This window comes from Hymenobacter baengnokdamensis, assembly GCF_008728635.1.
In the GTDB taxonomy this organism is placed as follows: Bacteria; Bacteroidota; Bacteroidia; order Cytophagales; family Hymenobacteraceae; genus Hymenobacter; species Hymenobacter baengnokdamensis.
In genome coordinates, this window is record NZ_CP044285.1 from 413,110 (window position 1) to 439,039 (window position 25,930).

Genomic DNA, 25,930 nt, shown 5'->3' on the forward strand with positions numbered 1-25,930 from the left:
GCTCATCCTTACTTACTCTCTATTTTGACTTATCACCGAATTCTTCTCAAGCTCAGCGGCGAAGCGCTTATGGGCCAGCAGCAATACGGCATTGATGCTGACCGGCTCATGCAGTACGCTACCGAAATAAAGGCGGTAGCAGCGCAGGGTGTGCAGGTAGCCGTAGTAATTGGCGGCGGCAATATTTTCCGGGGTGTGCAGGCCGAGCACTTTGGCCTCGACCGCGTGCAGGGCGACTACATGGGCATGCTGGCCACGGTTATCAACTCGATGGCCCTGCAAAGCGCCCTGGAAAAAATGGACGTCCCTACCCGCCTGCTTTCGGGCCTTACCATTCAGCGGGTGTGCGAGCCCTACATCCGACGCCGCGCCATGCGCCATCTGGAGAAAGGCCGCGTGGTAATTTTTGGCGCCGGTATTGGCTCGCCCTACTTTACTACCGACTCGGCTGCGTCGCTGCGGGCCATCGAGATTGAAGCCGACGTAGTGCTGAAAGGCACCCGGGTAGATGGCATTTATTCAGCTGACCCCGAGAAGCACCCCAACGCCGTGCGCTACTCACGCATTTCGTTTGATGAGGTAATGGAGAAAAACCTGAGCGTGATGGATATGACGGCCTTCACACTTTGCAAAGAGAATAACCTGCCTATCATCGTTTTCGATATGAATACGGCGGGCAATCTGGAGCGCCTGGTGGCTGGCGAAGACCTTGGTACCCTGGTAACAATGGCTGGCGGCCTTGCGCGCGCGGCCAATGCGCTGCCCGAGCTAAGCGGCCTGCCACCGCTGGTAGGTAACCTGCCCGAACAAGCCTGATTTTAGTAGTTGTCCGGCACTTTTATAAACTTTGCTAACAAGAACCGGCAGCTGCCAACAAAAAACGCTAATTTTTAACATGGACGAGGAAATTCAATTTTACCTCAGCGATGCTGAGGAGTCGATGGGCAAGGCCATTGCCCACGTAGGCGTAGAAATGGGTCGCATCCGGGCCGGCAAAGCCTCACCGTCCATGCTCGATGGCCTGCGCGTAGACTACTACGGTACGCCCACCCCAGTAGCGCAAATTGCGAATATCTCCGCCCCCGACCCTCGTTCGCTGCTTATTAAGCCCTGGGAAAAAAATATGGTAAATGAGGTGGCCAAAGCCATCAAAAATAGCGACCTGGGCCTGAATCCCGTTGCTGATGCCGATGGTGTGCGCCTCAACATTCCGCCCATGACTGAAGAGCGCCGCCGTGACCTGGTAAAGCAGGCCAAAAACGAAGCCGAAGCTGGCAAAGTACGGGTACGCGGTATCCGCAAGGATGTAAACGAGGCCCTGCGCAAGCTCCAGAAAGATGGTGCACCGGAGGACGCCATCAAGGATGCCGAGGCCAAAGTGCAGAAGTACACCGATGCCCACATCACCGAAGTAGATAAACTCTTCTCTAAAAAAGAATCGGAGATTATGACTATCTGAGGTCTTTTCTCAGCAAAAAAGCCCGGCGATTGCTCGCTGGGCTTTTTTATTATCTTATATTAATTATATATTAAAAACAATATTATTCATCCCCGTACGATAGCAGCGCGGTTTCTACAGAAGCGGGTACCAGGTAACGAATAGAGCGGCCGAGGCGCAGGCTCTCGCGGATGTAGGTAGCCGAGATATCCAGTAAAGGCGCCTGCATTACCTGCACACGCGGAAAGAGAGCCAGCTCGGGCAAGGCGGTGCCGGGGCGCGGGTAAACGTAGATATCAATTTCGGCCAGCAAGCGGGCTGCTTGCTGCCAGCGCGGCAGGCCGGGCAGGTTGTCGGCACCCATTAGCAGCACAAACTCCGTGTCGGGATGGCGCTGCTGCAGCGCATCGAGGGTGGCAATGGTATAGCTGGGGCGCGGCAGGCCAAACTCAATGGCTTCTACTCGCAGGCGCGGATTGCCGGCAATGGCTAGTTCTACCAGGCTCAGGCGCTGGGCTTCGGGCAGCAACTCGGCTCCCGCTTTAAACGGGTTTTGGGGCGATACGACCAGCCATACTTCCGCCAAGTCGGTGCGGGTGGCAAAGTGCTCGGCCAGAATAAGGTGGCCGGTATGCACCGGATTAAACGAGCCGAATAGTAGTCCGATTCGTTGTGCAGGGCCGAAAGCAGCCGGCATCATACCGCCTCAGCTGGCGTATCGGATTGAATGAAGTCGCGCACCAGCTTTTCGGCGTGGGCGACTGCCTCCTCCAGCTTATCGTTCACAACCGTGACGTCGAACTTGTCCTCAAAGGCCAGCTCGAAAGTCGCTTTGTACACCCGCGAAGAAATACTGGAAGTAGAGTCGGTGGCCCGCGCCGTGAGCCGCTCAGCCAGGGCTTCGATGGAAGGCGGCCGCACAAAAACGGCGAGCGCCCGCTCTTTATAAAACGCTTTGATGCTGAGGCCACCCTTCACATCCACATCGAGAATAGCGTGCTTGCCAGTGGCCCAGATACGCTCAATCTCCGATTTGAGGGTACCATAGAAGGCCCCTTCGTATACCTCTTCCCACTCCACAAACTCGTTGTGACGAATTTTATCCTGAAAATCGGCTACCGTAATGAAGTGATAGTCTTTGCCATTGACCTCGGCGCGGCCGCGGCGGTCGCGGGTACAGGCCGAGATGGAGAAGCTCAGCTCCGGGATTAACTCCATGAGCCGATGTACGATAGTCGTCTTGCCCGCTCCTGACGGAGCCGAGAATACAATGATTTTGCCCTGCATAGGGCTACAAAGCTAGGCTATTTCGGCGTGCAACCGCGCCATGATAGCGTGTGGCAGTGCCGAAGGAGCCGGCCGACGCCCAACTTTCTGATTCAGAAAGCCGATAAACACTTGCTGCTTCTTAATATCATCGAAGCAGGGCGAGCAATCGTCGCCGTGGTGGATGAGGTAATCCTCATCTTCTTCGGTCAGGCTCCGGCCTTCGAGAAGTTGGTCAAGTACAATGTTCACGCGGTCGCAGTCGGGGGCGCTAGCCAAGGGCGAGGCAAGGGGGGCCGACAGATTGGTTGTAGTAGCAGTAGCTTCCATGGGCGAATCGGGAACAGGGTCTTAGCCTGGGGTTAAATGGTGAAGAAAAAATTAACTGTTTTCGTCGTCGGGCTCGGCGGCATTAACGGCATCATCAGAGGCATCGTTCCCGTAGCCCATGGATGAGGCATATTTTTCGAGCTTGTCTTTGAGGAAATTACGCGCCCGGTGCAGCCGTGAGCGCACCGTACCAATCGGAATATCGAGCACCTTGGCCATTTCCTCATAGGTAAAGCCCTCAAGGTCGCACAAGATGATAACCGTCCGAAAATCAACTGGTAGCGAGTTTAAGGCGCTGGCTACTTCGTCGCCGATAAGGTCGCGCGAGGACTGTTGCCGCAGGTCAGACGACGAAGCCCCGGTATCGGCATCGCCCTCTACTTCATCCGGATTATAATATCCTTCAACTTCGCTGTAATCGACTTTCGCCGGCTGCTTGCTTTTCTTCCGAAAATCGTTGATAAACGAGTTTTTCAGAATACGAAAAAGCCAGGCCTTGGCATTGGTGCCGGGCTCGAAGTACTCAAAAAAGCGGTACGCCTTGAGGTAGGTTTCCTGCACCAGGTCGTTGGCATCGTCTTCGTCGAGCGTGAGGCGATAGGCGAAGTTGTAGAGCGGGTCGAGCACCGGCATCAGCTCGGCCTGAAAGCGCCGGTCTTTTTCCTCTTTGCTCAGCTTCACCCGTTCGGGAGAGTCACTCATAATGGGTAGATAGGGCAGGTAATAAAACCAGGAACTGGGCAAAAGTAAGACCAGACAGCATCGATTCGACTAGTGCGCGAGCCGCATGGCCTTGCTAGCGGCAACAATATAGAGCCTGATGTGCCGACAGTAAATGCTACGTACGGTAGGAAGTGGCTGCTAGGTTGCCTGCAAAGGCTGCCAGCGAGCAATTTGGGCTGCTACGGTAGCTGCCGCAATTGCCTTGATGCAGGTACATTCGGTTGGCTGTGCCTCACAATCCTGGCAGTTGGGCCGGTCAACTACCAGGTATTCGGCATGCGGCCCAAGCGGAGCCCAGCGGCTGGGGTGCATGGGCCGAATGGGCGGGTACAACCCCAGCGCCTGGCGACCAAGCGCGGCAGCCAGGTGCAAGGGCCCGGTACTGCCGGCCACCAGCCCATCAGCGGCGGCAATAAAGGTGATGAACTCGGGAAGTGCCAGCTGGCCGGTCAGGTCGGCGGTGATGAAGCGGGCGTTTTCGCGCAGCCAGCCGGCCAGCTCCTCACCTTCGGCAGCCGTGCCACTGATGAAAACGCGGTGCCCGGCCTTGTGAAGCAGCCGGGCTAGCTCGCCAAAATGCGGTAGGCCCCACTCGCGGGCACTGCCCCGGCTGCGCGGGTGCAGCACAACATTGAGCTGGCCCGGCTGCCGGGCAGCCAGCAGCTGCTGATATTCAGCACGAAGCGGCGTAGCTGCCCGCAGGCCCGTCAGCGCTATGATGGCAGCCAGACTAAGCACCTGGCTGTATCCAAGCGGCTGCAAGAGCTGCAGGTTCAGCTGGGCCTCGTGCAGCGGCGAGTGGCGGCGGCTGAGCGCGACCAGCCGGTTGCAGGCGAGCCAGTGAAACAAGCGGTTGCGCGTGCCGATGCGAACCGGAATATTGGCTTGCCGAGCCAGTTTCGCGAGAAATTTATTTGGAAAAACGTGGATAATAGCCGCCGCCTCGTAGCTGCGCACCTGCGCCAGCTGCTCGGCCGCAGGCAGCTTTTGTAAGGTATCAATAGCCAGAAAATCATCTAGCTGGGGGCAAGCGGAAGATACGGCAGCGGTGTAGCTGCGCCCAATGAGCACTACGCGGCAGGCGGGATAATGCTGCTTGAGCCAGCCGGCTACGGGCAGCGTCAAAACCACATCGCCGATGGCATCGGTACGCGAAATGAGGAAAGTCGGACTCATGACGTGGGCGCGTTTTGGGTGCCGGTTTTCAGCTTCGCGAACTTCAGAAATACCCCCCAGGCCGAAATGACCGCGATACTTAGGCCTGCGAAGCCATCCAGAAAGCCCAGCCGGAACACATAGCCATGCACAAATTTCCAGAGCGGCTTCAGTAAGAGATGAAAGAACGTTACGCGGGTCTGGCCCTTCAGCGCCCGCTCCTGCGCCGTGATACTCGTGAATTTATTCAGCTGGCTGACGTGCTGTGCAATTGAAATATATGAAAAATGCAATATATCACCCATAAGCTGACCGGTAAACTGCCCAGTGTTCACTTCGTAGTGCTCGTGCAGCAGCAGGCCCTGCCAGCGGCCCAGGCGGCGGTCGTAGAGGCGCAGCTTGCGGTCGGGGTACCAGCCGCCGTGGCGCACCCAGGTGCCGCAGTAGTTGGTGAGGCGCGCCAGCGAGTAAGCCGCATGCTGCCAGTTATTTTTTACAGCCTGAATGCTCTGGCGCAGCTCATCGGTCAGCACTTCGTCGGCATCGAGCTGCAAAATGTAGTCGAACGTAGCCTGGTCGGTAGCGAAGTTTTTTTGCTCGACGTAGCCGGCGAAGGCATTTTGAATAACGCGGGCGCCGTGCTGGCGGCAGATTTCCACCGTGCCGTCGGAGGAGAACGAATCGACTACCAATACTTCGTCGGCTACCGTGCCCAGCGCCTGCAGGCAGCGGGCAATGTTGGCTTCCTCATTGAAGGTAATAACGACGACAGAGAGCGAGACTGGCATGGGCACTGCAAAGCTAGCAGCCCGGCTGCGGGTAGAACCGCTGCTGTTGATAGCTTTGGAAATGAAAACAACGCTACTCACGGGGCTCGTGCTGGCTTTGGTGCTGCTTCCGGGTATTGGCCGGGCCCAAACATATCAGACTACAGACGATTGCGCCTTCATCAAAACCAAGCACAACTTTCATTATGTGGGCGACGACCAGCCGCTACGCGACGAAGACTTTGAGGGCGTACCTGCCTTGCTTCCCAAGCAAGCGCCCATAGTACCAGCCACGCCTCACCCCATCGAAGTAGCGGAGTCGGACCGTGCTTATACCGATGGCAAGTATGATGAGGCAGCGGCCCTCGTGGCAGACGCAGCTAACCTTACCCCGGCCGACCCATCGGTGCTGAACTGCTATGCCAGGGCCCTGTACCGAGGCGCCAATACTCGTGAGTTGAGCTATCCGGTTTACCAGCGTTTGATTGCGTTGCTGGATATGTACGGCCGCGAAAGCCCACAGGCCGTTACGGTCTACATGCCTTTCGTGGAGGCTTATTTCAAGCTGGCTACTTTGCAGCTCGACGACCAGCAGTGGGCAGCGGCCTCGTACAACCTCTCACGCGCGGCAGCGGCTTTACAAAGTATGCCTGATGCTGCCGCTGAGAATTCCTCCTTGCGTGAGCAAATTTTGCAGTATCAAACGGAATGTTTTGCTAACCTGCATCAGCTTGAGCTGTGCCGTTATTTTGGGCAGCGAACGCTGAAGTTTTTTCCCGGTAATCGCTACGTCAAACCTTACCTGGCGGCGCTGCCTAAGCCAAAGCCAGCACCACGCCGATAGCCGGGGCGCCACCGTTATGGCGGCCGTTGCGTATAGGGCAGTCTATTACGCTAAACCTCTATGGCTGACGTACAGAATAAACTCATTCTTGTCACCGGCGCTACTTCCGGCATTGGCGAAGTAACGGCCCGTGAGCTGGCCCGTCAGGGTGCGCATGTCGTTATTCTGGCCCGCAACCGGGCCAAGGCCGAGCGCACGCAGCGCGACATCATCGATACTACTGGCAACAAGCACGTTGACATCGTGCTGGCCGACCTTTCGGTGCTTCAGCAGGTGCGCGACGTGGCGGCGCAGATTCATGACAACTATCCGCGCCTCGACGTGCTGGTAAACAATGCGGGGCTTATGTTTGGGGCTGAGCGCCAGGTATCGGCCGATGGCAATGAGCTGACGCTGGCTACCAACCACCTGGGGCCGTTTCTGCTCACCAGCCTGCTTTTCGACTTACTGCAAAAAAGCCCGGCGGCTCGCATCGTAAACGTGGCCTCAATGGCATATCGCTTTTCCAAGCCTACGCTCGACGACCTGCAGTCGGAGCGCTCATACAGCCCCGTGTGGGAGTATGGCAACACCAAGCTCTGGAATATCATGTTTACCCAGGAGCTGGCGCGGCGCCTGCGCGAGCACGGCATCACCAACGTCACTACCAACTCGCTGCACCCCGGCGCGGTGGCCACCGGCTACGGGCAGCAGTCGGGCGGCTGGCTAACGGCCGTGCTTACCCTGGGTCGGCCTTTTATGCTATCACCCGAGAAAGGAGCCGAAACCAGCATTTTTCTGGCCACTGATGCCCAGGCCGGCGCAGTCAGCGGGGGCTTCTACAATAAGAAAAAGCCCGAGCCGGTGAAAAGCAGCTTTAATACCCCCGAAAACAACCGGCGCCTCTGGGAGCTGACGGAGCAGCTGACCGGCACAAAGTTTCTCAATTAGGGTTTTGGGGCGATTTTACCACGCAAAGCTTCAGCGCACCACAACAGAAAGCCCCGTCAGCACTTGCTGACGGGGCTTTAATATAAGCTATTCGCTATGTATTAGTAGCGGTACAGGTCCGACTTGAACGGGCCCTCCACTGGCACTTTGATATAGTCGGCCTGCTTGGGCGTCAGCTCGTCCAGCTCCACCCCAATTTTGGCGAGGTGCAGGCGGGCTACTTTCTCATCCAGGTGCTTGGGCAGGGTATATACCTGGTTTTCGTAGTGGCTGGCGTTCTTCCACAGCTCCAGCTGCGCCAGCGTCTGGTTGGTAAACGAGTTCGACATCACGAACGACGGGTGGCCCGTGGCGCAGCCCAGGTTTACCAGGCGGCCTTCGGCCAGAATGATAACCTCTTTCCCGTCGATGTTATAAATATCGACTTGCGGCTTTACAGTGTCTTTGGTGTGGCCATAGTTTTTGTTTAGCCACGCCATGTCGATTTCATCGTCGAAGTGCCCGATGTTGCAGACGATGGCCTTGTCCTTAAGGGCTCGGAAGTGCTCCTCACGGATAATATCGCAGTTGCCCGTGGTAGTGATAACGATATCAGCCCGCGGAATAGCGTTCTCCATCTTCTTCACCTCGTAGCTATCCATGGCGGCTTGCAGCGCGCAGATGGGGTCAATCTCGGTGACGATAACGCGGGCACCAGCGCCGCGCAGCGAGGCCGCGGTGCCTTTTCCTACGTCGCCGTAGCCGGCCACTACGGCCACTTTGCCCGCCATCATCACGTCGGTAGCCCGGCGGATAGCATCTACTGCCGACTCCTTGCAGCCGTACTTGTTATCAAATTTCGACTTCGTTACCGAGTCGTTCACATTAAAGGCCGGGAAAGGCAGTGAGCCGTTTTTCACGCGCTCGATAAGACGCAGGACGCCGGTCGTAGTTTCTTCGCTCACCCCTCTGATACCGGCAGCCAGCTCGGGGAACTGATTGAGTACCATGTTGGTGAGGTCGCCACCATCGTCGAGAATCATGTTGAGCGGCTGGCGCCCTTCTCCGAAAAACAGCGTCTGCTCGATGCACCAGTTAAATTCTTCCTCGCTCATGCCCTTCCAGGCATACACCGGAATGCCGGCCGCCGCGATGGCCGCCGCCGCATGGTCCTGCGTCGAAAATATATTGCACGACGACCAGGTAACCTCAGCCCCCAGGGCAATAAGGGTTTCGATGAGTACCGCGGTTTGGATAGTCATGTGCAGGCAGCCCGCAATGCGGGCACCTTTCAGTGGCTGGCTCGGGCCAAACTCCGCCCGCAATGCCATCAGGCCGGGCATCTCGGCTTCAGCCAAGCGAATCTCCTTGCGCCCCCATTCGGCCAGGCTCAGGTCTTTTACTTTATAAGGAACGTAGGTTGTAGGCTTGGTCTCTACCATGATAGTCAGTAAATGAAAGGTCGTGGATTCCAACCGCAAAGATACGCTTTTGTTAGGATGCGCTGGCCGTGAGTATGTGCTATATCTTTGCCGGCTATGACCGCTTCTATTCGTTATTCGGGCAGCGTAGCGCGCTGGCTCACAGTTTCGTGCCTGGCCGTGGGCCTGAGCCTGACGGGCCGGCCCGTGCTTGCTCAGCAAGCCAGCCCTGCTACCATCCGGCTTCTACCCGAAGATGAGGAGCGCGGGCAGTACGGGCATCAGCAGAATTTTTATTTCCTGGCTCCCGGCAAAACCGGGGAAGACTACCAGAGTGCCGGTTTTTTTGGTCAACGGCTGCGCCCCTACCTGGCGGGCAACACGCAGGCTCTGCGCGAGCTGGACAAGTATAAGCGCCAGAAAACCTTTTACCTGGTTGATAAGGTCGTACTGGTTGGCAGCCTCGGCTACTATGCTTCGCAGGTGTTCGCCCATGGCGACCCGGTGTATTTCAGCAGTAATCAGCAGGTAGCGGCTGGCGTAGCGGTAGCCAGCTTACTGGCAACAATATTCATTAACCACCATACTAATGAGTATATCAAGCAATCGATAGATGAATACAACACCCAGCCACCCGCCAAGCATGGGGCAGTGTGGCCTCGCCTGCGGCCAACCAGCATAGGGGTAGCGCCAGCAGTGGCTGGCCAGCCACTGCTGGCGCTACGCTGGCAGCTGTAACAAGCAGATTTTCTTGCCGTTACTAATCTACTAACTTTTAAATTAAGCGAAACCGGCCGATGGGCATTGCACCTGTTAGCCGGTTTTTGCGTTAGTGGCTGCACAATGACGTTTCCTTTGCCCGAGGCAGCTCGCAAGTATGTGGCTGCTCACCTTCACGACGACCCGGCCCACCTTGCCCTCCAGGCCCGTCGCTACCCTCATCTGCCCGTGCCCGATTTGGTGCGTCAGATTCAGGCCCGCCAGAAAGCCCGCGTGAAACTGCCCGCCTGGGCCGATAACCAGGAATTGATTTTCCCCCCGGCACTGTCAGTCGAGCAGGCTTCGTCTGAAAAAACGGCTACCTATAAGGCCAACCTGGTGGCCGGAGCCGCCCGGCTCGCTGACCTTACGGGCGGCTTTGGCGCCGATTCGGCCCACTTTGCGGAGGTAGTTGACCAGGTAGCCTATGTGGAGCGCGACCCCCGGCTGGCGGAGATAGTAGCCTACAACCTCGCGCAGCTACGCATCGGCAACGTAACGACGCATGCGGCGGATGCCGTTAGCTTTCTGAAGACTGCCGACCAGCCGTTCGACTGGCTATACCTCGACCCGGCCCGGCGCGACCAGCGCGGCGGCAAGCTCTTTCGGCTGGCCGACTGCGAGCCCGACGTGCCGCGCCTGCTGCCACTGCTACTGCGGCACGCCCCACGCATTCTGCTCAAGACTTCGCCCATGCTCGATATAGAGTTGGCCATTGAGGAGCTGCGCCACGTGCGCCGCCTGTGGGTGCTGGCCGTGGAAAATGAAGTAAAGGAAGTGCTCTATGAGCTCGGTGCCGAGCCGGCCATCGACCCTGAGCGCCTGGCAGTGAACCTGCGGCGCGATGGCAGCCAGCAGGAATTTCGCGTTAACCGGGCGCGTGAAGCACGCGCCGTACCCCGCTACGCCGAGGCCCAACAGTATCTGTATGAGCCCAATGCTGCCATTCTGAAAGCCGGAGCCTTTAAAAGTATTGGCACCGCGTTTGAGCTGCTCAAGCTTCATCAACACAGCCACTTATATACCAGCCAGGAGCTGCGAGCCGATTTTCCGGGGCGAACGTTCCGCATCTTGGCTACGGAGAAGGCCGATGGCCCTATCCTGAAAGCGCACCTTGGCCCCGAGGGGCGAGCACACGTTACGACCCGCAATTTTCCCGAGTCGGTAGCCGATTTCCGGCGGCGCACGGGTATTCGGGAGGGCGGCGACCAGTACCTGTTTGCTACTACCGACCTGCGTGGCCGGCTGGTCGTGCTCATCTGCGCTAAGCTATAAGTATCTGGCCGTGCTGCCGACTAGCCGCAACGTGAGTTCAGCCAAGAATTTAGTGAGTAGTTTTGCAGCCTGCTGTCCCAGGCGCTACGCGCTGCCATAGGCAGCATTTTTGTTTGATTAATCCCTTGCCATGCCCTATCTGTTCACTTCCGAATCGGTTTCGGAAGGCCACCCCGATAAAGTTGCCGACCAAATTTCGGATGCTATTCTGGACGACTTCCTGCGCCAGGACCCGGCCGCAAAAGTTGCCTGCGAAACGATGGTAACCACCGGCCTGGTCGTTATTGCCGGCGAAGTAAAATCGTCGGCTTACGTAGATGTTCAGAGCATTGCCCGCAACGTCATCCGTCGCATCGGCTATACCAAGGCTGAGTATAAGTTTGAAGCCGAGAGCTGCGGCATCCTGTCGGCGCTGCACGAGCAGTCGCCCGATATCAACCAGGGAGTGGTGCGCCAGGCTCCGGAAGAGCAGGGCGCCGGCGACCAGGGCATGATGTTTGGCTACGCTACGAACGAAACGGCCAACTATATGCCCCTGGCCCTCGACCTTTCGCACGCCCTGCTCGAAGAGCTGGCCGCTATCCGCAAGGCCGGCCAGGAAATGACTTACCTGCGCCCCGACGCCAAAAGCCAGGTAACCATCCGGTATTCCGACGACCACCGCCCGGTGGCCATCGATACCATTGTTATCAGTACCCAGCACGACGACTTCGACCCGTCGGAAGAGCACATGCTGGCCCGCATCAAGCAGGATATCATCGCTATTCTCATTCCGCGCGTGAAAGCCAAGCTAAGCGCCGAAGTGCAGGCGCTGTTCACTGGCGATATCAAGCACCACATCAACCCCACCGGCAAATTTGTTATCGGTGGGCCGCATGGCGACTCGGGCCTCACGGGCCGCAAGATTATCGTCGATACCTACGGCGGCAAGGGCGCGCACGGCGGCGGCGCCTTCTCCGGCAAAGACTCGAGCAAGGTAGACCGCTCGGCCGCCTACGCTGCCCGCCACATTGCCAAAAACCTCGTAGCCGCTGGGGTGGCCGACCAGGCGTTGGTGCAGGTTGCCTACGCCATTGGCGTAGCCAAGCCAGTAGGCCTGTACGTCACTACCTCGGGCACCACCAAGGCCACCAATGCGGCCGGCCACACACTCACCGATGGGGAGATTTCGGATAAGGTAAACGAGCTATTCGACCTGCGGCCTTACGCCATTGTAGAGCGGCTGGGACTGCGAAATCCTATTTTTGGCGCTACAGCCGCCTACGGCCACATGGGCCGCCAGCCCGGCACCATTACCGTTAAGATGAAGGACGGCGAGGAAAAAACCTTCGAAACCTTTACCTGGGAAAAGCTGGACTACGTGGACCGTATCAAAGCCGCGTTTAGCCTCTAACTGACTATCCTCCTAGCAAAACCCCCCTGCGGTCGTTGACCACAGGGGGTTTTTATATATATAACAAACCTAATGGCTTAGTGATTTTTCTTTATACCGGGTAATCTGCCGCTTCAGGGCTTCCACCGCAGCATCGGTAGCCGCTTCGAAAGAGGCCGCATCCTCCTGGCTAAAAAGGGTACTACCAGGCACCATCAGCTTGATTTCAACGGTTTTGTTGGCCACCCCATCTTTGTTGTTGAGGCGCAAAATAACTTCGCCATCCGTTACACGGTCGTAAAAATGTTCTAGCTTGTTGAGGCGCTGCTGAATGAAGTCGAGCAGGGTTTTGTCGGCATCGAAATGCACCGATTGCATTTGCACTTTCATGGGCAAAAGGGAATTGGGTGGATGGGAAATCGAGAACAAAGCCGTAATACCAAAGGACTAAGTGCTGCGTGCTATCCAGCCATAAGCTGAGCAGCAATCACTTATAATCATTCGTTTCTCCTGCTTCATTCTAAACTGAACTCAGGCCCTTGGGTGGGCTTGTTCAAATACGGATTTTAGGCGGTCTACGGACAAGTGGGTGTACACTTGCGTAGCTGCCAGGCTTGCATGCCCCAACAATTCTTTGATAGAATTGAGGTCGGCTCCCTTGCCCAGCAGGTGCGTGGCAAACGCGTGGCGCAGCGCATGCGGATGCTGGTGGGCGGCCGATGTGGATGCCTGACTTAGGTATTTTTTCACCGTACGGTATACCAGCTTCTCGTACAGCGGCTCGCCCTTATCGGTACGCAGAAAAGCGCTGCCCGGCGCGATAGCGCCAAACTCAGCGCTCCGGTAGGTGCGGTACTTTTCCAGCACCAGCAGCAGCGACGGGTTCAGGGGTACTACGCGCTGCTTGTTGCCCTTGCCGGTTACGCGCACAGTGCGTGCACTGATATCCAGGTCGTTATCGGTAATGCCCAGCAGCTCTGAAAGGCGGATACCGGTTCCGTACAGCGTTTCCAGCACCAGCTGGTCGCGGACGCCAGCAAAGCTCTCCTCAAACTCGAAAGAGTTGAGCAGCCGGTTGAGCGACTCTTCAGGCACGAATTCGGGCAGCTTCTGGGCCATTTTGGGGGCCTTGATGCGCAGCATAGGATTGGCTTCGATGCGGTGCCCGCGCAACAAAAACTTATAGAATGAGCGCAGGCAAGCCACTTTCCGGTTTACAGTACGCGGGTCGAGGTCCTGGTCCATCAGGCTTACCACCCAGCCCCGGATAAGCGGATGAGTAGCCTGAGCAGGGTCGGCTAGCTCATACTCAGCCTGTATATACGCGCTAAACTGCGTCAGGTCAGTTTGGTATGAAGTAACAGTATGCGGGCTGAAGCGTTTCTCGTACCGCAAAAAATCCAGAAATTCATCCATCTTCAAATCAGACCAAAGCTTTGGCCAACGGCCGGGTGTGCAAAGTAGTGCCCGGCTGTGTTTTTCCCAAATCTGCAACGCCAAAAGCCCGCCCGATTACCCCTGGTAATCGGGCGGGCTTTCGCAGCCGCTACAGCGCAATAAAACGATTACTCGTTTTCGCCGCCGTAGGTAGCCAGCTTATATACTGCTTTCTGCTTCAGCTTGCGCTTAGTGATGCTCGGCTTCTGGAAGAACGTGCGGCGACGCAGCTCTTTCAACACGCCAGTGCGCTCGAATTTCTTCTTGAAGCGCTTCAGAGCGCGGTCAACGGTTTCGTTGTCTTTGATTTGAACGATAATCATATCGGGGAGTGAGAATGCTTTCGCTACGGGAAGCCGAGTAAATCGGGCCGCAAAGATACTCAGGGATTACGCGGATTCAAACCCATTTGCCGGATTTTGCGGATGATTCGCGCTCAACCCGTTACCAGAGAAGAAGCCGAATACCCGCAAAAGCTGTGAAACCGGTTTGAATCCGCATAATTCCTGACGTTTACTTCAGCAAAGTGCGGGCAATAACGAGCTTCTGAATTTCACTCGTACCCTCCCCTATGGTGCAGAGCTTGGCGTCGCGGTAATACTTTTCGGCCGGATAGTCTTTGGTATAGCCATAACCGCCAAAAATTTGGACACCCTCATTGGCTACCCGCACGCTTACCTCCGAGGCGTAAAGCTTGGCCATTGCCGATTCGCGATTTACATTTTCGCCCCGGTCTTTCATGGCAGCGGCGCGGTAGGTGAGCTGGCTGGCGGCCTCAATCTCGGTAGCCATATCGGCCAGCTTAAAGGCAATACCCTGGAAATTGCTGATAGGCTGGTTGAACTGCTGGCGCTCTTTACTGTATTGCAGAGCAGCTTCGTAAGCGCCCTGCGCAATTCCCAGGCTTAGCGCCGCAATACTGATACGCCCACCATCGAGCACCTTCAGGCTTTGGACAAAACCATCCCCTACCTTACCGATGACGTTTTCTACAGGCACCCGGCAATCGGTAAAAATCATTTCCGTGGTTTCGGAAGCCCGCATTCCCAGCTTGTCTTCTTTGCGGCCGCCCTCAAAACCCGGCGTGCCGCGCTCCACGATAAAGGCCGTCATACCATGAGAGTCGCCGACCTCACCGGTACGGGCAATAACCACGGCCACGTCGCCGCTTTTGCCGTGGGTGATAAAGTTTTTGGCGCCGTTCAGCACATAATTCTCCCCGCTGGCATCAAGCGTGGCGGTGGTGCGCATATTGCCCGCATCAGAGCCGGTATTAGGCTCGGTCAGGCCCCAGGCACCCAGCCACTCCCCCGAAGCCAGGCGCGGCAGGTACTTCTGCTTCTGCTCCTCGGAAGCGTGCTGCAGGATGTGCCCGGTGCAGAGCGAGTTATGAGCCGCCATGCTCAGGCCAATGCTACCATCAATCTTGGAAAGCTCGGCAATAGCCGTCACATACTCCTGGTAGCCAAAGCCTGAACCACCATATTGGTGTGGCACCAGCACCCCCATCAGCCCAAGCTCACCAAGCTGGCGAAACAGGTCGCGGGGAAATTCCTGGGTATTATCCCAGCGCATCATATTGGGCTTGATGTGCTGGAGACCAAAGTCACGCACCATTTGTGCAATCATGGCCTGGTTTTCGGTCGCTACGGTAGCTTCCATAAGGATACGTTAAAGTGGGGTGGGTAAGGGGAGGGAGAAGTGTGTAGAACCCCACCTAGGGGGTTCGCGCTTACAAAAATACGATTCTGAGGCTGTTGCCTGCCGTGGGCTATTATGAGACGGCAAGACCGGATTTTTGAAAGCCCGGCGTAAATAGGTTACTTTTGGGACATTTTTTACTTGTAGAAGCCTGCGGTCAGCACCTTTCGCTTGCCCGGCTTTGTTAACCCGGCTCTCTTTTGGCTTTTATATCTTCGCTTTCGTCTGGGCCGCTTCGTCGGTTACTGCTTTTGGCTTTACCGATACTCGGCCTGCTTTCGTCGTGCGCTACAACCAAATACTATAACCAGCGCACTATGTTCCAGCTCACCAAGGGAAAAGATGGGGTGGTAGATACAGCGAAGCTACGTCGGGCCGTCAACCGAACGGACCGTAATTATCGTATTCATAGCAACGATATTCTCAACGTTCAGGTTTATACCAACAAAGGCGAGAAACTAATTGACCCTAATGGGGAGTTGCGGTTTGGCTCCCCTAGCATTGGTACTAGTCCAGCACCTAGCCCTTCCTTTACTAGCCCTGGTCAGCGCTCCACGGGTCAGGGAACGAGTACTACCCCCGGCGCTACTCAATTCACCGTTCAAGCAGATGGTACAGTTAGGCTGCCGCTCGTGGACCGGGTGCAAGTAAGAGGCCTGAGTTTAATACAGGCAGATAGTGTCCTGCGGGTGCGCTACAGTGAATATTATAAAGAGCCTTTTGTTAAGACTACTGTCACAAACAATCGCGTCATTATTCTTGGCTCACCCGGTGGGCTAGTGATTCCGCTCACTAATGATAATATGAATTTACTGGAAGTGTTAGCACTAGCTGGCGGCCCTGATGGAATGAACGTTTCTAGCAGTTCAGGTATTACTGGCAGCAGTTTCAATCGTAATGGGGGACGCATAACTAACATTCGTATTATCAGAGGAGATTTAAAAAACCCACAAGTGCAGTTTGTTGACTTAAGCACTTTAGAGGGTATGCGACGGGGCAATTTGCAAATTGAGCCTAACGATATTATCTATATTCAGCCATTACGCCGTCCTTTTACGGATGCTATAATTGATGCTGGCCCGGCGCTAAGCCTGCTCACAACCGTTTTTTCCACAATAAGCTTTATTTTCACTTTTGCCGTTCTAGCGAAAAAATAGTTTAGTAAGCTATTTCTCAATTTGATATTATTACTATGGCATTAAGCGAAAACGCAGAGTTAGAAGAGCTAATCCGACGAGCTTCATCGGGGTCAGAAGCAGCACCGTCTACTATCCTTTCTTCGCCCGATGATGATGGTGAAGGAGCCGGTAGCTTTGACCTGAATACATTGGTTTTAGTAGCCCGGCGTAGCTTGTTATGGGTGATTCTGTTGCTTGCCTTAGGCTTCACGGGCTCCTGGCTTTATTTACGCTATACCAAGCCTATTTATAAAGCGACTTCTATTTTAAAGATAGACGAGCGTAGTGATGCTAATGCCTTAGGCCTGGGCCTGGCAATGAATGCTGCTGGAGTTGATAACAAGCAGGCCGCGCAACTTGCCGGTGAGGTTGAGCTTATCAAGTCAGGGCTTACTTATAAACGGCTGAAGCAGACAGTTCCGCTCGATATTAATTACTACACCCAAGGGACAGTCCTCGAAACAGAACTATTTGGGACTAGCCCTTTTAAGGTAGAGTATTCCATAAAAGACCCTGTTTATTATAATCATAAATTTAGCGTTGAGTACCTGGATGCTAAGCATTATCATCTCCAGGTTTCTCTGAAGAATAACGAAACACTAGCTGGAAATTATGAGTTGGGGCAATATGTGCAGCTACCAGGCATGCGTCTGCGCCTGCTTCCTTCTGCTACTGCCTCTATCTCAACCGAGGCGAATTACCATTTTACTATCCTTGACGATAATACTATAAATGCTTATCTGGACCAGAACCTGACTGCGGAGATTCTAAATGCAAATGCGAATACTATCCAGGTTTCTTTTTTAGATAACAACCGCGTTAAAGCCCAACGACTGGTAGATGCGCTTGACACAGTTTATCGCGACGCCAAGCTGGCACGCAAGCAGGAATCAACGGAGAAGGCTCTTGCTTATCTGGACCAGCAGCTTGATGAGAATGGCAGAAACCTGGCCAAGGCCGAGGATAACCTTAAGAATTTTGTTCAGCGCAACGGTACGTACGACGCAAAGAGCGAGTTGGGAGATATCACAACCAAGCTTGAGGAAATTCAAACCAGTCGGCTGAAGTTGCAACAAAAGATTGCCGTATTGACGGAAGTTGCTCAGTTGGCTACTCAGGAGCGGTTGACGCCCAGCGACGATATACCCATCACGCAGTCTATCCCTGAACTGGCGATGCTGGAAGACCCTTCGCTCGCCCAACAGCTTACCGAGCTTAATGCGCTGCAGCAGAACCTGCGGCGCGTGGAGCGCTCTTATACCGACAAAACGGAGGCGCTGGCTCAGATACGGGCACAGGTGAAGTTTGCTACTAATACCCTAAACCGGCAGCTTTCTCAAGCCCGCAAGCAGTTGCAAACCGAAATGGCGCTGCTGGACAAGCAGCAGCTACAACTGGGAGGTGCCTTGCAGTCGCTGCCCGGCAAGGAAACAGAACTGGAACGTTTGAAGCGCCCCCTAGAACTGTATGGTAAGAGCTACCAGATGCTGCTGGAAAAGAAGGTGGAATATAATATCAAGAATGCTGGCACAACAGCAGATTTCCAGATTCTTTCGCCTGGCTTTGCACCGGAAACTCCAATTTCACCGGTACGCATTCTTGTCTATATCATTGGGCTGGTAGGCGGGCTGGTGCTGGGCCTGGGCCTGATTGCCGTCCGCTACCTGATGCACAACACCGTTTCGAGCGTAAGTGAGCTGGAACATAATACCAAAGCATCGGTATTGGGCGTAATTCCTACTTATGAGAAAGAGCGACTGGATGTATCGCGGCTGGTGGTAGATAAAAACCCCAAATCCTCGGTATCGGAAGCCATTCGCTCTATTCGAACTAACCTGGATTTTATCAGCCCCTCTACCAAGAGGCGGTTGATTTCGGTAACCTCGACCATTTCGGGCGAAGGCAAAACGTTTGTAACAGTCAACCTTGCGGGCATTATTGCCCAGTCGGGGCAGCGGGTAATAGTGCTCGACCTTGATATGCGCAAACCCAAGGTGAACCTGGCGTTTGGGGCGGAAAACGTGCGCGGCATCAGCACCATTCTTATCGACCGCCACACGGTTGCGGAATGTATTCAGCATACCGATATCTCAGCGCTGGATTTCATCTCGGCCGGGCCCACGCCGCCCAACCCCTCGGAGCTGATTCTGAATCCGCGTTTCGACCAGATGCTGGAAGAGTTGTACCTGACGTACGATGTTATCATGATTGATACGCCCCCAGTAGGCCTGGTGACAGATGGCATTCTCATCATGCGCAAGGCCGACGTACCCATCTACATTGTTCGGGCCAACTATTCCCGCAAGTCATTCCTCAAAAACCTTAACCGGTTGATGCGCAACAATCAGTTTACGCGTATGTGCACGATTCTTAACGACGCCAAAGCGCAGGGCAGCTACGGCTATGGCTACGGCTACGGCTACGGTTACGGCTACGGGTATGGCACCTACGGCATGGGCTACTACGAAGAGCCTACGCAGAAAAAAACCTGGCAGCAGCGCCTTAAAGGCCTTTTCAGTTAGATAAGTAACTATGGCGGGTTTCTGGCAGCGGCTTTTTGGGGGCGAAGCATCGGCAGTGCCGGATGAGGGGTACCCACGGGCGTTGCCATTGGCCACGCTGAAGACTGATATGCACTCGCACCTGCTGCCCGGGCTCGATGACGGGGCCGAAACAGTAGCCCACAGCCTGGACCTGCTGCGTGAGTTGCGGGCCCTCGGCTTTCGCAAGCTGGTCATGACGCCTCACATCATGGGCGACTTCTATAAGAATACCCCTGCTGAGATTCGGGGGGCGCTGGCAACGCTGCAAGCCGCCGCCGCTGAGGCCGACCTGGGTGATGTGGAGCTGGAATGCGCAGCCGAGTATTATCTCGATGAATGGCTGGGCCGTAAGCTGGCCGATGGCACGGAGCTATTAAGCTTTGGCAATGGAAATAAATATATATTAATAGAAACATCTTATCTTAACGAGCCATTCAATCTGCAGTCCGTCATCTTTGAGCTTAAGGCGGCTGGCTACCGGCCGGTACTGGCGCACCCTGAACGCTACGTATATTTTTATGGGCGCTTTGACGACCTCAAAAAATTACGACAGGAATACGGCGTCCTGTTTCAGGTCAATCTCAACTCATTGGCTGGTTACTACTCGCCGGCCGCCCGGCAGGTAGCGGAAAAATTAATCGACGAGGGCCTGGTAGATTTCGTGGGTACTGATACGCACCACCTGCGCCATACGGCTGCCCTGGCTACCAAAACGGTGAAATCGGCTTACTTTAGAAAGTTGATGGCGTTGCCGCTACTTAACAATACCTTATGAGGCAGCGGGCAAAGGCTCTCCTATCTTCGGCGCAATGATTTTTGTAACGGGTGGCACGGGTCTTATTGGCACGTTTGTGCTGCGGGAGCTGCGGCAGCGTGGGCTGGCTGTCAGCGCTTTATACCGCGGCGCCAAGCCCCCGGATGATATAGCGGCCGGCATCGACTGGCTACAGGGTGACCTTCTCGATACTACCCTACTGGCGGAGGCATTAACGCCCGAGGTGACGCACGTATTGCACTGCGCTGGCCTGGTTTCGTATGCGCCTCAGGATGAAGATGAGCTGCTGCGAGTAAACGTGGAAGGCACGGCCGCTATTGTGGATGCTTGTCTGCGGCGGCCGTCGATTCGTCTGGGCTACGTGTCGTCGGTAGCGGCGCTGGGCCAGGCGCCGGCCGGGGCCGCCACCGGTGCGCCCTTGCTGCTCGATGAAACGGCAACCTGGGACCTGGGCGCCAGCCACTCGGCCTATGCCACCAGCAAGTATCTGGCTGAGCTGGAAGTATGGCGCGGCATTGCCGAAGGGCTATCGGCCGTTATCGTTAACCCATCAGTGGTGCTAGGTCCGGGCGATTGGCATCGGAGCAGTACCCGTTTGCTGCGCTATGCCTACGATGAGCACCGCTTTTATACGCAAAGCCAGCTCAACTTTGTAGATGTGCGCGATGTGGTTGCGCAACTGCTATGCCTTACGCTGGAGCTACCCACGCTCCCACCTGCCCGCTACATCCTGAGCGGAGGGGCCTGCGCACTGGGCAGCTTCCTGACCCAGACGGCCCTGGCATTTGGCCGGCGGCCCCCACGTACTGCGGTGCCCGACTGGGCAGCGGAGGTTATCTGGAGGCTGGAGCATGTGCGGTCTGTACTGACCAACGCCCGCCCGCTCATTACCCGTGATACCGCCCGGGCCGGCCGCCAGCCGCTTGTGTATGAAGCACGTAAAGCCCAGCTTGCTACGGGGCTTGCTTTTCGGCCACTGGCCGAAACCATTGCGTGGCTGGCTCAAACCCTTGAAACGAACCGGACAGCCCGGCCAACGGTTGTAACTTAGCGAAAAGGCTGGCACAGTTTTTTGGAATATAAGCGTAGCTGGGCGATTAATTTGCGTTGCTTGCCTATAGCCTATCGCTACTGCCTGCAGGTAGCAAAGGGCCCGGCCAGCCTGTATAAGTTGTGATTATTATGCGCATGAACGAATCATTTGACGACCCACGAGCTGCTCAGGAAACCGTGCGTCGCTACGAGCGAATGCTGGCTCACGATGAGGCGGTATTCTTTGACCTGGAAGAGTTTGAAGTAATTATCGACCATTATGTCACCTCCGCTGCTTTCGACAAGGCACAGCAGGCTTGTGAGGCTGCCCTTAGCCAATATCCTTTTTCTACTGAGCTGCTGATTGACCGTGCCCAGATTGCGGCTATGCGCGGCGACTATGCGGAAGCCGAGCGCCAGATTGCCAGCGTGGCTACCCGCGACCCCGACAATGCCGATGTGGCCGTAACGCGCGGCATTATTGCCACGCAGCGGGGCGACTTTGAAGAAGCCATCCGCTATTTTCAGGCAGCTCTTGAGCGCCACAGCGACCGCGAGGATATTCACTTCAACCTGGGGCTGGCTTACCAGAGCTGGCATAAGTTCAAGAGCGCGGCTCGTCATTATAAGCACAGCCTGCGCCTGCAGCCCGACAACGAAACCACCGTTCAGGAATTGCTTAACTGCCTGGAAGCCAGCAACCGACTACCTGAGCATGAGGAGTTTTTCCAGCGCTTCACCGACGATGACCCGTATTCGGCGGTGGCATGGTACAACCTGGGCCAGTATTATTACCGGCTCGAGAAGTATGAGCAGGCAGCGGCGGCTTTTGACTATGCCATTGTTATCGAAGCCGATTTTCATGATGCTCACCACTGGCTGGCCGACACCTTTGTGTGCCAGCAGCAGTACGAGCGCGCTATTGCGGAGTTTGAGCTTAGCTATCCGCCCGGAGCGCCTACCGACGAAGCCCTTTGCAACATAGGGGAATGCTATGAAAAGATGCGTAGCTGGGACCTGGCCCGCCAGTACTACCGTAAGGCACTGGAGATTAATCCAGAGATGGACGAAGCCTGGTTTGGCCAGGGTGTGTTGTTGCAGGAGCAGGAGCGCCCCTACGAAGCATTGCACTTCTTCCGCAGGGCGGTGGAGCTATACGGCGAAAGTGGTGAATACTGGTCGGCCCTTGGGGCCGCCGAGAATCAGGTTGGCAATATTGTCAGCGCGCTTGAGGCGTATGAGAAAGCCACGGAAGTAGCCCCCGAAGACGCTACCGGCTGGGTAAGCTGGAGCGCCATTCTGTACGAGCAAGGTCATTTTGAAGAAGCTACCGACCTGCTTCAGCACGCTGTAGAGCTGCACCCGCACGAAGCACATTTCCACTATATGATTTGTGCTTATCTGCTCGCGGCTGGCCGCTTGCGCGAAGCTTACCAGGAACTGGAAACGGCGCTTACGCTTAATTATGAGCAGCATACTCTGCTGTTTGACTATTTCCCGGAGCTGGAAAAGCAGCCTGCCCTGCAGCGGCTTATCGACCAGTTTCGCAAGTAGCCCACTCCTGGCGGGTAGTTAGCGCAGCTTGTCAACTACATTATGAGTTAATTTTGTACCTGCCTGCCCTTGTGGTGGGCAGGTTTTTTTGTTCCTATTCTCTCTTATCGGCTGGCCAGCGCCTGCTCTGCACAGTATGAACTATTCGCTTTCTCAACTTCCCGAACGCACCCAGAAGCCTCGCGAGCAGGGCTTTACTATGATGATGGATAAGGGGCTGAGTATGCGGGAGGTAGAAGACTTTTTGGAGGTAGGCGCGGCTTATACCGACATTGTTAAGCTGGGCTGGGCTACCTCCTATGTGGTGCCTAATCTAAAGCGCAAACTTGCTATATACCGCGAAGCCGGCATTCCGGTTTATCTAGGCGGCACTCTGTTTGAGGCGTTTATTATCCGCAATCAGTTTGACGACTATCGCCGCCTGCTTGATAGTTTTGGTCTGGAGTACGCCGAGGTATCGGACGGGAGCATCGACCTCGACCACGACCGCAAGTGTGGGTTTATTCGTGAATTAAGCAAGTCGGTAAAGGTGCTTAGTGAAGTAGGCTCCAAGGACGCGGAAAAAATAATTCCGCCCTACAAATGGATTTCGCAGATGCAGGCCGAGCTAGAGGCTGGTGCCGTGAAAGTAATCGGGGAGGCGCGCGAAGGGGGCAACGTAGGCCTTTTTCGCAGCACCGGCGAGGTTCGCTCGGGTTTGGTAGAAGAGATTCTGACCAAGATTCCTTCGGAGCGCATTATTTGGGAGGCACCCCAGAAGGCGCAGCAGGTATGGTTTATAAAGCTGCTCGGAGCCAACGTAAACCTGGGCAACATTGCGCCCAACGAGATTGTGAGCCTCGAAACAATCCGGCTGGGGCTGCGAGGCGACACTTTTTCGCATTTTCTCGACATGGACAGTGTAGACCCGATGTTTCAGCCGGCCGCCAAAACGGGTAAACCGGGCACATCTATGCCGCGCGGGTAACGCAGCCTGAATAGCAAGCAAGCTATGTGGCCTGACACAAAAAAGCTGGCCTCCAGAAGTGGAGGCCAGCTTTTTTATGCTTATTTAATAGGACCGTTATTTCTTCTCAACCTTCAGCTGCTGCACTTCACCGTCGGGCAATGTTACCCGCACCAAGTACAAGCCGGACGGCAGACTCTGCGGCTGGGGTACTGCGATGGTCGCCGAGCCCGCAGCTATAGTGGTAACCTTATTTGCTACCTCGCGGCCCAGCAAGTCGGTCATATGTACCTGGACGCCGCCGGCCTGGGCAAGCTGTACAGCTACCTGGAGTTGGTCACCGTCTCGGAAAGGATTGGGGAAGATGGAAGCTGCCGCTACTGACGCCTGGTTGGTGCCTTTGAAGGTAAGAATCCGTACCGGCGTGAAAGACTCCACACCATCGAGGTCCACCTGGCGCAGCCGGTAGTACCGGGTGCCGCTTTGTGCTTCCTTATCCGTATAGCTATAATTCAGGGGGGCGTCACTGGTTGCAGTAGCGGGCTTTATGGTAGCAAGTGTGCTGAAGCTGACGCCATCTATGCTCACTTGTACATCAAAGCCGGCATTGTTCAGCTCGCTGGCGGTACCCCAGTTCAGCAATGCGCCATCGGCGGCGTGAATTGCCGTGAAGTAAAGCATGTGCACTGGCAGGGTTCCGTCGTCTTCGCCGAGCGTAGTGGTGGCAAACTGGGTCAGGTTGGCAAGCGTTACCTCTGTTGCGCCATCGGTGCTGGTGCGGCCTTTATTGATGAAGCCGGCGCCTCCGTTGCCAGACACATAAAAGGTAAGCTTGCTTTTGTCAAGTTGCGCCGCTGACAGGCCGCCGGCCGTCACGTTCATGGTTTCGTGGTTGAGGTATTGGAATACCGCCGTCGCGCTCAGACCAGTCGGATAGTCGGGCTGCAAGCCAAAGGAACGGCTGATGCTCGGCTTGCCAGCCGTTACTACCGACTGGCCCGTGGTGCGCACGACCCGCACGTTACCTGGGTCGTTACCGGTAAAGGTGAGCGTGATACCGATATTATTAAAATTTTGCGCAGTGCCAGGGGCAGCCCGCTCGTAGGTTTGCACGATGCCTAGTATGTAGTTGGTATCATTTTCCCCCGTGATAGTAGCGCCCGAATTATCGGCTAGCGAAAGCGTCTGGGGGCCCGTGCTGATAATTCCATTTAACAGCGTCAGACTTTTCTGAATGATAGCAGAAATTTGAACGTTTTCCCCGTTGTTGTTCACCGTTTTTATTCCTCCGCCGTCAACTCGAAATGCCTGGTAGCGCTCCCTGGCAAATACCTGGTTGCCACCAGCCAACGTGAAAACTGAAGTTTCCCGTTGAATAAACCCGTTGGCATGGTCTACAAAGTCACCGTATACCCTCAACTCACCGGTTACCAGGCGGGCCAGGCCGCGGTCAACAGTAGAGTTACCCTCAATAGTCAGGTTATGAGCCAGTGCCGGGCCAGTAGCCGCCGTAGAGTTAATATTAGGATAAACGGTGCAGGGGTCACTGTAATTTGGGATTTCCACATCCGTCGTGGCCGTGGGCACCCCGTTGCTCCAGTTCAGCGGCTCGAACCAATCGCCAGAGTTGGCGGGCTGCGGGTTGGCGCACTGAGGGTTGGGGCCCCCAATCCAGGTGGTAGCGCTTGGGGCAGTGCCGGTTACCGTAAACGTCGTTTTGTAGTTGGCCCCATTGCGCGAATCGTAGATGGCAAAAGAATTACCGTTATTGCTGCCATTCGCTTGAATATATAATTCCAACGTGTAGTTGCCAGGACCGCTAGTAAATCTCAGAATGTTGCCCGACGCATTGGCTCCGGTAGCATTATCCGGAGTCTGAAAGCGACGGTCACTATTGCCGTCGCTTCCAGTCTGATAGTCTTGGGGGATGCTTATCGGATTAAACCGATACGTAGCGGAAGGCCCCGCCGACCCATCCGCATTAGTAGTAGGATATACTCGGAAGTATACCTGAGCCGGACTAGCCACTACGTTGCCGTTATGTTCATACGTATTGAGCTGAGCACCTAGCGTCAAGGTACCACTCGTGCGGTCAAACGAGCCTAATGAGCTTGGAAAAGAAGCGTTCGTAGCATCACTGGCATTAGCAACATCGGTTTTGTAATAGGTGCCATTCAGGATGACGTAATCGTTGAAAAAGCCCAGGTCAGAAGGATACTGCGCCTGGGCACTGGTGGCGCACAATAGACCAGCCAATAAAAACAATAGCTGCCGCAGCTTACCCCAGGAATAGCCAACACCTGGAGCTGAAAAAGTAGAGAGTACCATGGATGACAAAGAAATTTATTCTTAAAAGACCCTTCGGGGCCGATATACTTACCTGCTCAAAAAAAGGTTGAGCCCGCACTGAAATTTTCTCATAATCAACACTAAGGCTATATTTTACTTGCTACCCGCCGGCATAGCTTAGATATCTATATGGCAAATAGCTAATAAAAAAGGACT

At 55.3% G+C, this 25,930-nt stretch carries 25 protein-coding genes; 13 read left to right on the plus strand and 12 right to left on the minus strand.

The window, feature by feature from the left end; all coding sequences use genetic code 11:
• Positions 1-24: 24 nt before the first annotated feature.
• Positions 25-816 (plus strand): UMP kinase, encoded by a 792-nt coding sequence (pyrH, locus tag F6X24_RS01775; protein WP_151086076.1) that lies wholly within the window; start codon positions 25-27, stop codon positions 814-816.
• A gap of 79 nt (positions 817-895) precedes the next feature.
• Positions 896-1,459, plus strand: a complete 564-nt coding sequence (gene frr, locus F6X24_RS01780; RefSeq protein WP_151086078.1) for a ribosome recycling factor — start codon at positions 896-898, stop codon at positions 1,457-1,459.
• An 82-nt stretch (positions 1,460-1,541) separates the two neighbouring features.
• Here the strand turns inward: frr and nadD are convergent, their stop codons facing one another.
• The 6 genes from nadD to F6X24_RS01810 all read right to left on the minus strand — a co-directional run bounded on the left by nadD (position 1,542) and on the right by F6X24_RS01810 (position 5,700).
• The gene (gene nadD, locus F6X24_RS01785; RefSeq protein ID WP_229725280.1) at positions 1,542-2,138 is read right to left on the minus strand and encodes a nicotinate (nicotinamide) nucleotide adenylyltransferase; all 597 of its coding nucleotides are present in this window, start codon (positions 2,136-2,138) and stop codon (positions 1,542-1,544) included.
• On the minus strand, positions 2,135-2,725 hold the full coding sequence (gmk, locus tag F6X24_RS01790; protein ID WP_151086080.1) for a guanylate kinase: 591 nt from the start codon (positions 2,723-2,725) through the stop codon (positions 2,135-2,137). Before gmk ends, nadD begins: the two co-directional genes overlap by 4 nt.
• A gap of 12 nt (positions 2,726-2,737) precedes the next feature.
• Positions 2,738-3,034, minus strand: a complete 297-nt coding sequence (locus F6X24_RS01795) for a hypothetical protein (RefSeq protein ID WP_151086081.1) — start codon at positions 3,032-3,034, stop codon at positions 2,738-2,740.
• Between the two features lie 51 nt (positions 3,035-3,085).
• Positions 3,086-3,736, minus strand: coding sequence for a sigma-70 family RNA polymerase sigma factor (locus F6X24_RS01800; protein ID WP_151086083.1), 651 nt, complete (start codon positions 3,734-3,736; stop codon positions 3,086-3,088).
• Between the two features lie 159 nt (positions 3,737-3,895).
• Complete coding sequence (locus tag F6X24_RS01805; protein WP_151086084.1) at positions 3,896-4,933, minus strand: glycosyltransferase family 9 protein; 1,038 nt, start codon at positions 4,931-4,933, stop codon at positions 3,896-3,898.
• A complete protein-coding gene (locus tag F6X24_RS01810) occupies positions 4,930-5,700 on the minus strand; it encodes a glycosyltransferase family 2 protein (RefSeq protein ID WP_151086086.1) in 771 nt (256 codons plus the stop codon). The genes F6X24_RS01805 and F6X24_RS01810 overlap by 4 nt, the downstream gene beginning before the upstream one ends.
• Positions 5,701-5,761: 61 nt before the next feature.
• Here F6X24_RS01810 and F6X24_RS01815 point away from each other — a divergent pair, with 61 nt between their 5' ends.
• Both F6X24_RS01815 and F6X24_RS01820 read left to right on the plus strand, forming a co-directional pair.
• Positions 5,762-6,523, plus strand: coding sequence for a hypothetical protein (locus tag F6X24_RS01815; protein WP_151086087.1), 762 nt, complete (start codon positions 5,762-5,764; stop codon positions 6,521-6,523).
• A 60-nt stretch (positions 6,524-6,583) separates the two neighbouring features.
• Positions 6,584-7,453, plus strand: coding sequence for an SDR family NAD(P)-dependent oxidoreductase (locus tag F6X24_RS01820; RefSeq protein WP_151086088.1), 870 nt, complete (start codon positions 6,584-6,586; stop codon positions 7,451-7,453).
• Between the two features lie 101 nt (positions 7,454-7,554).
• On the opposite strand, the gene ahcY is transcribed toward F6X24_RS01820, so the two are convergent.
• A complete protein-coding gene (ahcY, locus tag F6X24_RS01825) occupies positions 7,555-8,874 on the minus strand; it encodes an adenosylhomocysteinase (protein ID WP_151089479.1) in 1,320 nt (439 codons plus the stop codon).
• A 96-nt stretch (positions 8,875-8,970) separates the two neighbouring features.
• Here ahcY and F6X24_RS01830 point away from each other — a divergent pair, with 96 nt between their 5' ends.
• The 3 genes from F6X24_RS01830 to metK all read left to right on the plus strand — a co-directional run bounded on the left by F6X24_RS01830 (position 8,971) and on the right by metK (position 12,280).
• A complete protein-coding gene (locus tag F6X24_RS01830) occupies positions 8,971-9,591 on the plus strand; it encodes a hypothetical protein (RefSeq protein WP_151086089.1) in 621 nt (206 codons plus the stop codon).
• Positions 9,592-9,732: 141 nt separating this feature from the next.
• Positions 9,733-10,887 (plus strand): class I SAM-dependent methyltransferase, encoded by a 1,155-nt coding sequence (locus F6X24_RS01835; RefSeq protein WP_229725281.1) that lies wholly within the window; start codon positions 9,733-9,735, stop codon positions 10,885-10,887.
• Between the two features lie 130 nt (positions 10,888-11,017).
• Positions 11,018-12,280, plus strand: a complete 1,263-nt coding sequence (gene metK, locus F6X24_RS01840) for a methionine adenosyltransferase (protein WP_151086093.1) — start codon at positions 11,018-11,020, stop codon at positions 12,278-12,280.
• 69 nt (positions 12,281-12,349) lie between these two features.
• On the opposite strand, the gene hpf is transcribed toward metK, so the two are convergent.
• The 4 genes from hpf to F6X24_RS01860 all read right to left on the minus strand — a co-directional run bounded on the left by hpf (position 12,350) and on the right by F6X24_RS01860 (position 15,358).
• Positions 12,350-12,649 carry a ribosome hibernation-promoting factor, HPF/YfiA family gene (gene hpf, locus F6X24_RS01845; protein ID WP_151086094.1) on the minus strand — a complete coding sequence of 100 codons (300 nt, stop codon included), beginning with the start codon at positions 12,647-12,649 and terminating at the stop codon, positions 12,350-12,352.
• Positions 12,650-12,790: 141 nt separating this feature from the next.
• Positions 12,791-13,675, minus strand: a complete 885-nt coding sequence (locus tag F6X24_RS01850; protein ID WP_151086096.1) for a tyrosine-type recombinase/integrase — start codon at positions 13,673-13,675, stop codon at positions 12,791-12,793.
• A 149-nt stretch (positions 13,676-13,824) separates the two neighbouring features.
• Positions 13,825-14,019 (minus strand): 30S ribosomal protein S21, encoded by a 195-nt coding sequence (rpsU, locus tag F6X24_RS01855; protein ID WP_151086098.1) that lies wholly within the window; start codon positions 14,017-14,019, stop codon positions 13,825-13,827.
• 190 nt (positions 14,020-14,209) lie between these two features.
• A complete protein-coding gene (locus tag F6X24_RS01860) occupies positions 14,210-15,358 on the minus strand; it encodes an acyl-CoA dehydrogenase family protein (protein ID WP_151086100.1) in 1,149 nt (382 codons plus the stop codon).
• Positions 15,359-15,714: 356 nt separating this feature from the next.
• Between F6X24_RS01860 and F6X24_RS01865 the strand changes: the two genes are divergently transcribed.
• From F6X24_RS01865 to F6X24_RS01890, 6 genes are all read left to right on the plus strand, one after another.
• Entirely contained in the window at positions 15,715-16,554 is an 840-nt protein-coding gene (locus F6X24_RS01865) for a polysaccharide biosynthesis/export family protein (RefSeq protein ID WP_151086102.1), read from the plus strand.
• 35 nt (positions 16,555-16,589) lie between these two features.
• Positions 16,590-19,097, plus strand: coding sequence for a polysaccharide biosynthesis tyrosine autokinase (locus F6X24_RS01870; protein ID WP_151086103.1), 2,508 nt, complete (start codon positions 16,590-16,592; stop codon positions 19,095-19,097).
• 10 nt (positions 19,098-19,107) lie between these two features.
• On the plus strand, positions 19,108-19,893 hold the full coding sequence (locus F6X24_RS01875; RefSeq protein ID WP_151086105.1) for a tyrosine-protein phosphatase: 786 nt from the start codon (positions 19,108-19,110) through the stop codon (positions 19,891-19,893).
• 34 nt (positions 19,894-19,927) lie between these two features.
• Complete coding sequence (locus F6X24_RS01880) at positions 19,928-20,944, plus strand: NAD-dependent epimerase/dehydratase family protein (protein WP_151086107.1); 1,017 nt, start codon at positions 19,928-19,930, stop codon at positions 20,942-20,944.
• A gap of 137 nt (positions 20,945-21,081) precedes the next feature.
• Positions 21,082-22,479, plus strand: coding sequence for a tetratricopeptide repeat protein (locus F6X24_RS01885; protein WP_151086109.1), 1,398 nt, complete (start codon positions 21,082-21,084; stop codon positions 22,477-22,479).
• Between the two features lie 136 nt (positions 22,480-22,615).
• Positions 22,616-23,446, plus strand: a complete 831-nt coding sequence (locus F6X24_RS01890) for a phosphosulfolactate synthase (protein WP_151086111.1) — start codon at positions 22,616-22,618, stop codon at positions 23,444-23,446.
• 96 nt (positions 23,447-23,542) lie between these two features.
• Here the strand turns inward: F6X24_RS01890 and F6X24_RS01895 are convergent, their stop codons facing one another.
• Positions 23,543-25,753, minus strand: coding sequence for a T9SS type A sorting domain-containing protein (locus F6X24_RS01895; protein WP_151086113.1), 2,211 nt, complete (start codon positions 25,751-25,753; stop codon positions 23,543-23,545).
• Positions 25,754-25,930 lie beyond the last annotated feature (177 nt).

Coding starts and splice junctions, on each gene's coding strand:
- frr (WP_151086078.1), top strand. CDS start 896: ATGGACGAGGAAATTCAATTTTACCTCAGCGATGCTGAGGAGTCGATG.
- nadD (WP_229725280.1), bottom strand. CDS start 2,138: ATGATGCCGGCTGCTTTCGGCCCTGCACAACGAATCGGACTACTATTC.
- gmk (WP_151086080.1), bottom strand. CDS start 2,725: ATGCAGGGCAAAATCATTGTATTCTCGGCTCCGTCAGGAGCGGGCAAG.
- F6X24_RS01795 (WP_151086081.1), bottom strand. CDS start 3,034: ATGGAAGCTACTGCTACTACAACCAATCTGTCGGCCCCCCTTGCCTCG.
- F6X24_RS01800 (WP_151086083.1), bottom strand. CDS start 3,736: ATGAGTGACTCTCCCGAACGGGTGAAGCTGAGCAAAGAGGAAAAAGAC.
- F6X24_RS01805 (WP_151086084.1), bottom strand. CDS start 4,933: ATGAGTCCGACTTTCCTCATTTCGCGTACCGATGCCATCGGCGATGTG.
- F6X24_RS01810 (WP_151086086.1), bottom strand. CDS start 5,700: ATGCCAGTCTCGCTCTCTGTCGTCGTTATTACCTTCAATGAGGAAGCC.
- F6X24_RS01815 (WP_151086087.1), top strand. CDS start 5,762: ATGAAAACAACGCTACTCACGGGGCTCGTGCTGGCTTTGGTGCTGCTT.
- F6X24_RS01820 (WP_151086088.1), top strand. CDS start 6,584: ATGGCTGACGTACAGAATAAACTCATTCTTGTCACCGGCGCTACTTCC.
- ahcY (WP_151089479.1), bottom strand. CDS start 8,874: ATGGTAGAGACCAAGCCTACAACCTACGTTCCTTATAAAGTAAAAGAC.
- F6X24_RS01830 (WP_151086089.1), top strand. CDS start 8,971: ATGACCGCTTCTATTCGTTATTCGGGCAGCGTAGCGCGCTGGCTCACA.
- metK (WP_151086093.1), top strand. CDS start 11,018: ATGCCCTATCTGTTCACTTCCGAATCGGTTTCGGAAGGCCACCCCGAT.
- hpf (WP_151086094.1), bottom strand. CDS start 12,649: ATGAAAGTGCAAATGCAATCGGTGCATTTCGATGCCGACAAAACCCTG.
- F6X24_RS01850 (WP_151086096.1), bottom strand. CDS start 13,675: ATGGATGAATTTCTGGATTTTTTGCGGTACGAGAAACGCTTCAGCCCG.
- rpsU (WP_151086098.1), bottom strand. CDS start 14,019: ATGATTATCGTTCAAATCAAAGACAACGAAACCGTTGACCGCGCTCTG.
- F6X24_RS01860 (WP_151086100.1), bottom strand. CDS start 15,358: ATGGAAGCTACCGTAGCGACCGAAAACCAGGCCATGATTGCACAAATG.
- F6X24_RS01865 (WP_151086102.1), top strand. CDS start 15,715: ATGTTCCAGCTCACCAAGGGAAAAGATGGGGTGGTAGATACAGCGAAG.
- F6X24_RS01870 (WP_151086103.1), top strand. CDS start 16,590: ATGGCATTAAGCGAAAACGCAGAGTTAGAAGAGCTAATCCGACGAGCT.
- F6X24_RS01875 (WP_151086105.1), top strand. CDS start 19,108: ATGGCGGGTTTCTGGCAGCGGCTTTTTGGGGGCGAAGCATCGGCAGTG.
- F6X24_RS01880 (WP_151086107.1), top strand. CDS start 19,928: ATGATTTTTGTAACGGGTGGCACGGGTCTTATTGGCACGTTTGTGCTG.
- F6X24_RS01885 (WP_151086109.1), top strand. CDS start 21,082: ATGAACGAATCATTTGACGACCCACGAGCTGCTCAGGAAACCGTGCGT.
- F6X24_RS01890 (WP_151086111.1), top strand. CDS start 22,616: ATGAACTATTCGCTTTCTCAACTTCCCGAACGCACCCAGAAGCCTCGC.
- F6X24_RS01895 (WP_151086113.1), bottom strand. CDS start 25,753: ATGGTACTCTCTACTTTTTCAGCTCCAGGTGTTGGCTATTCCTGGGGT.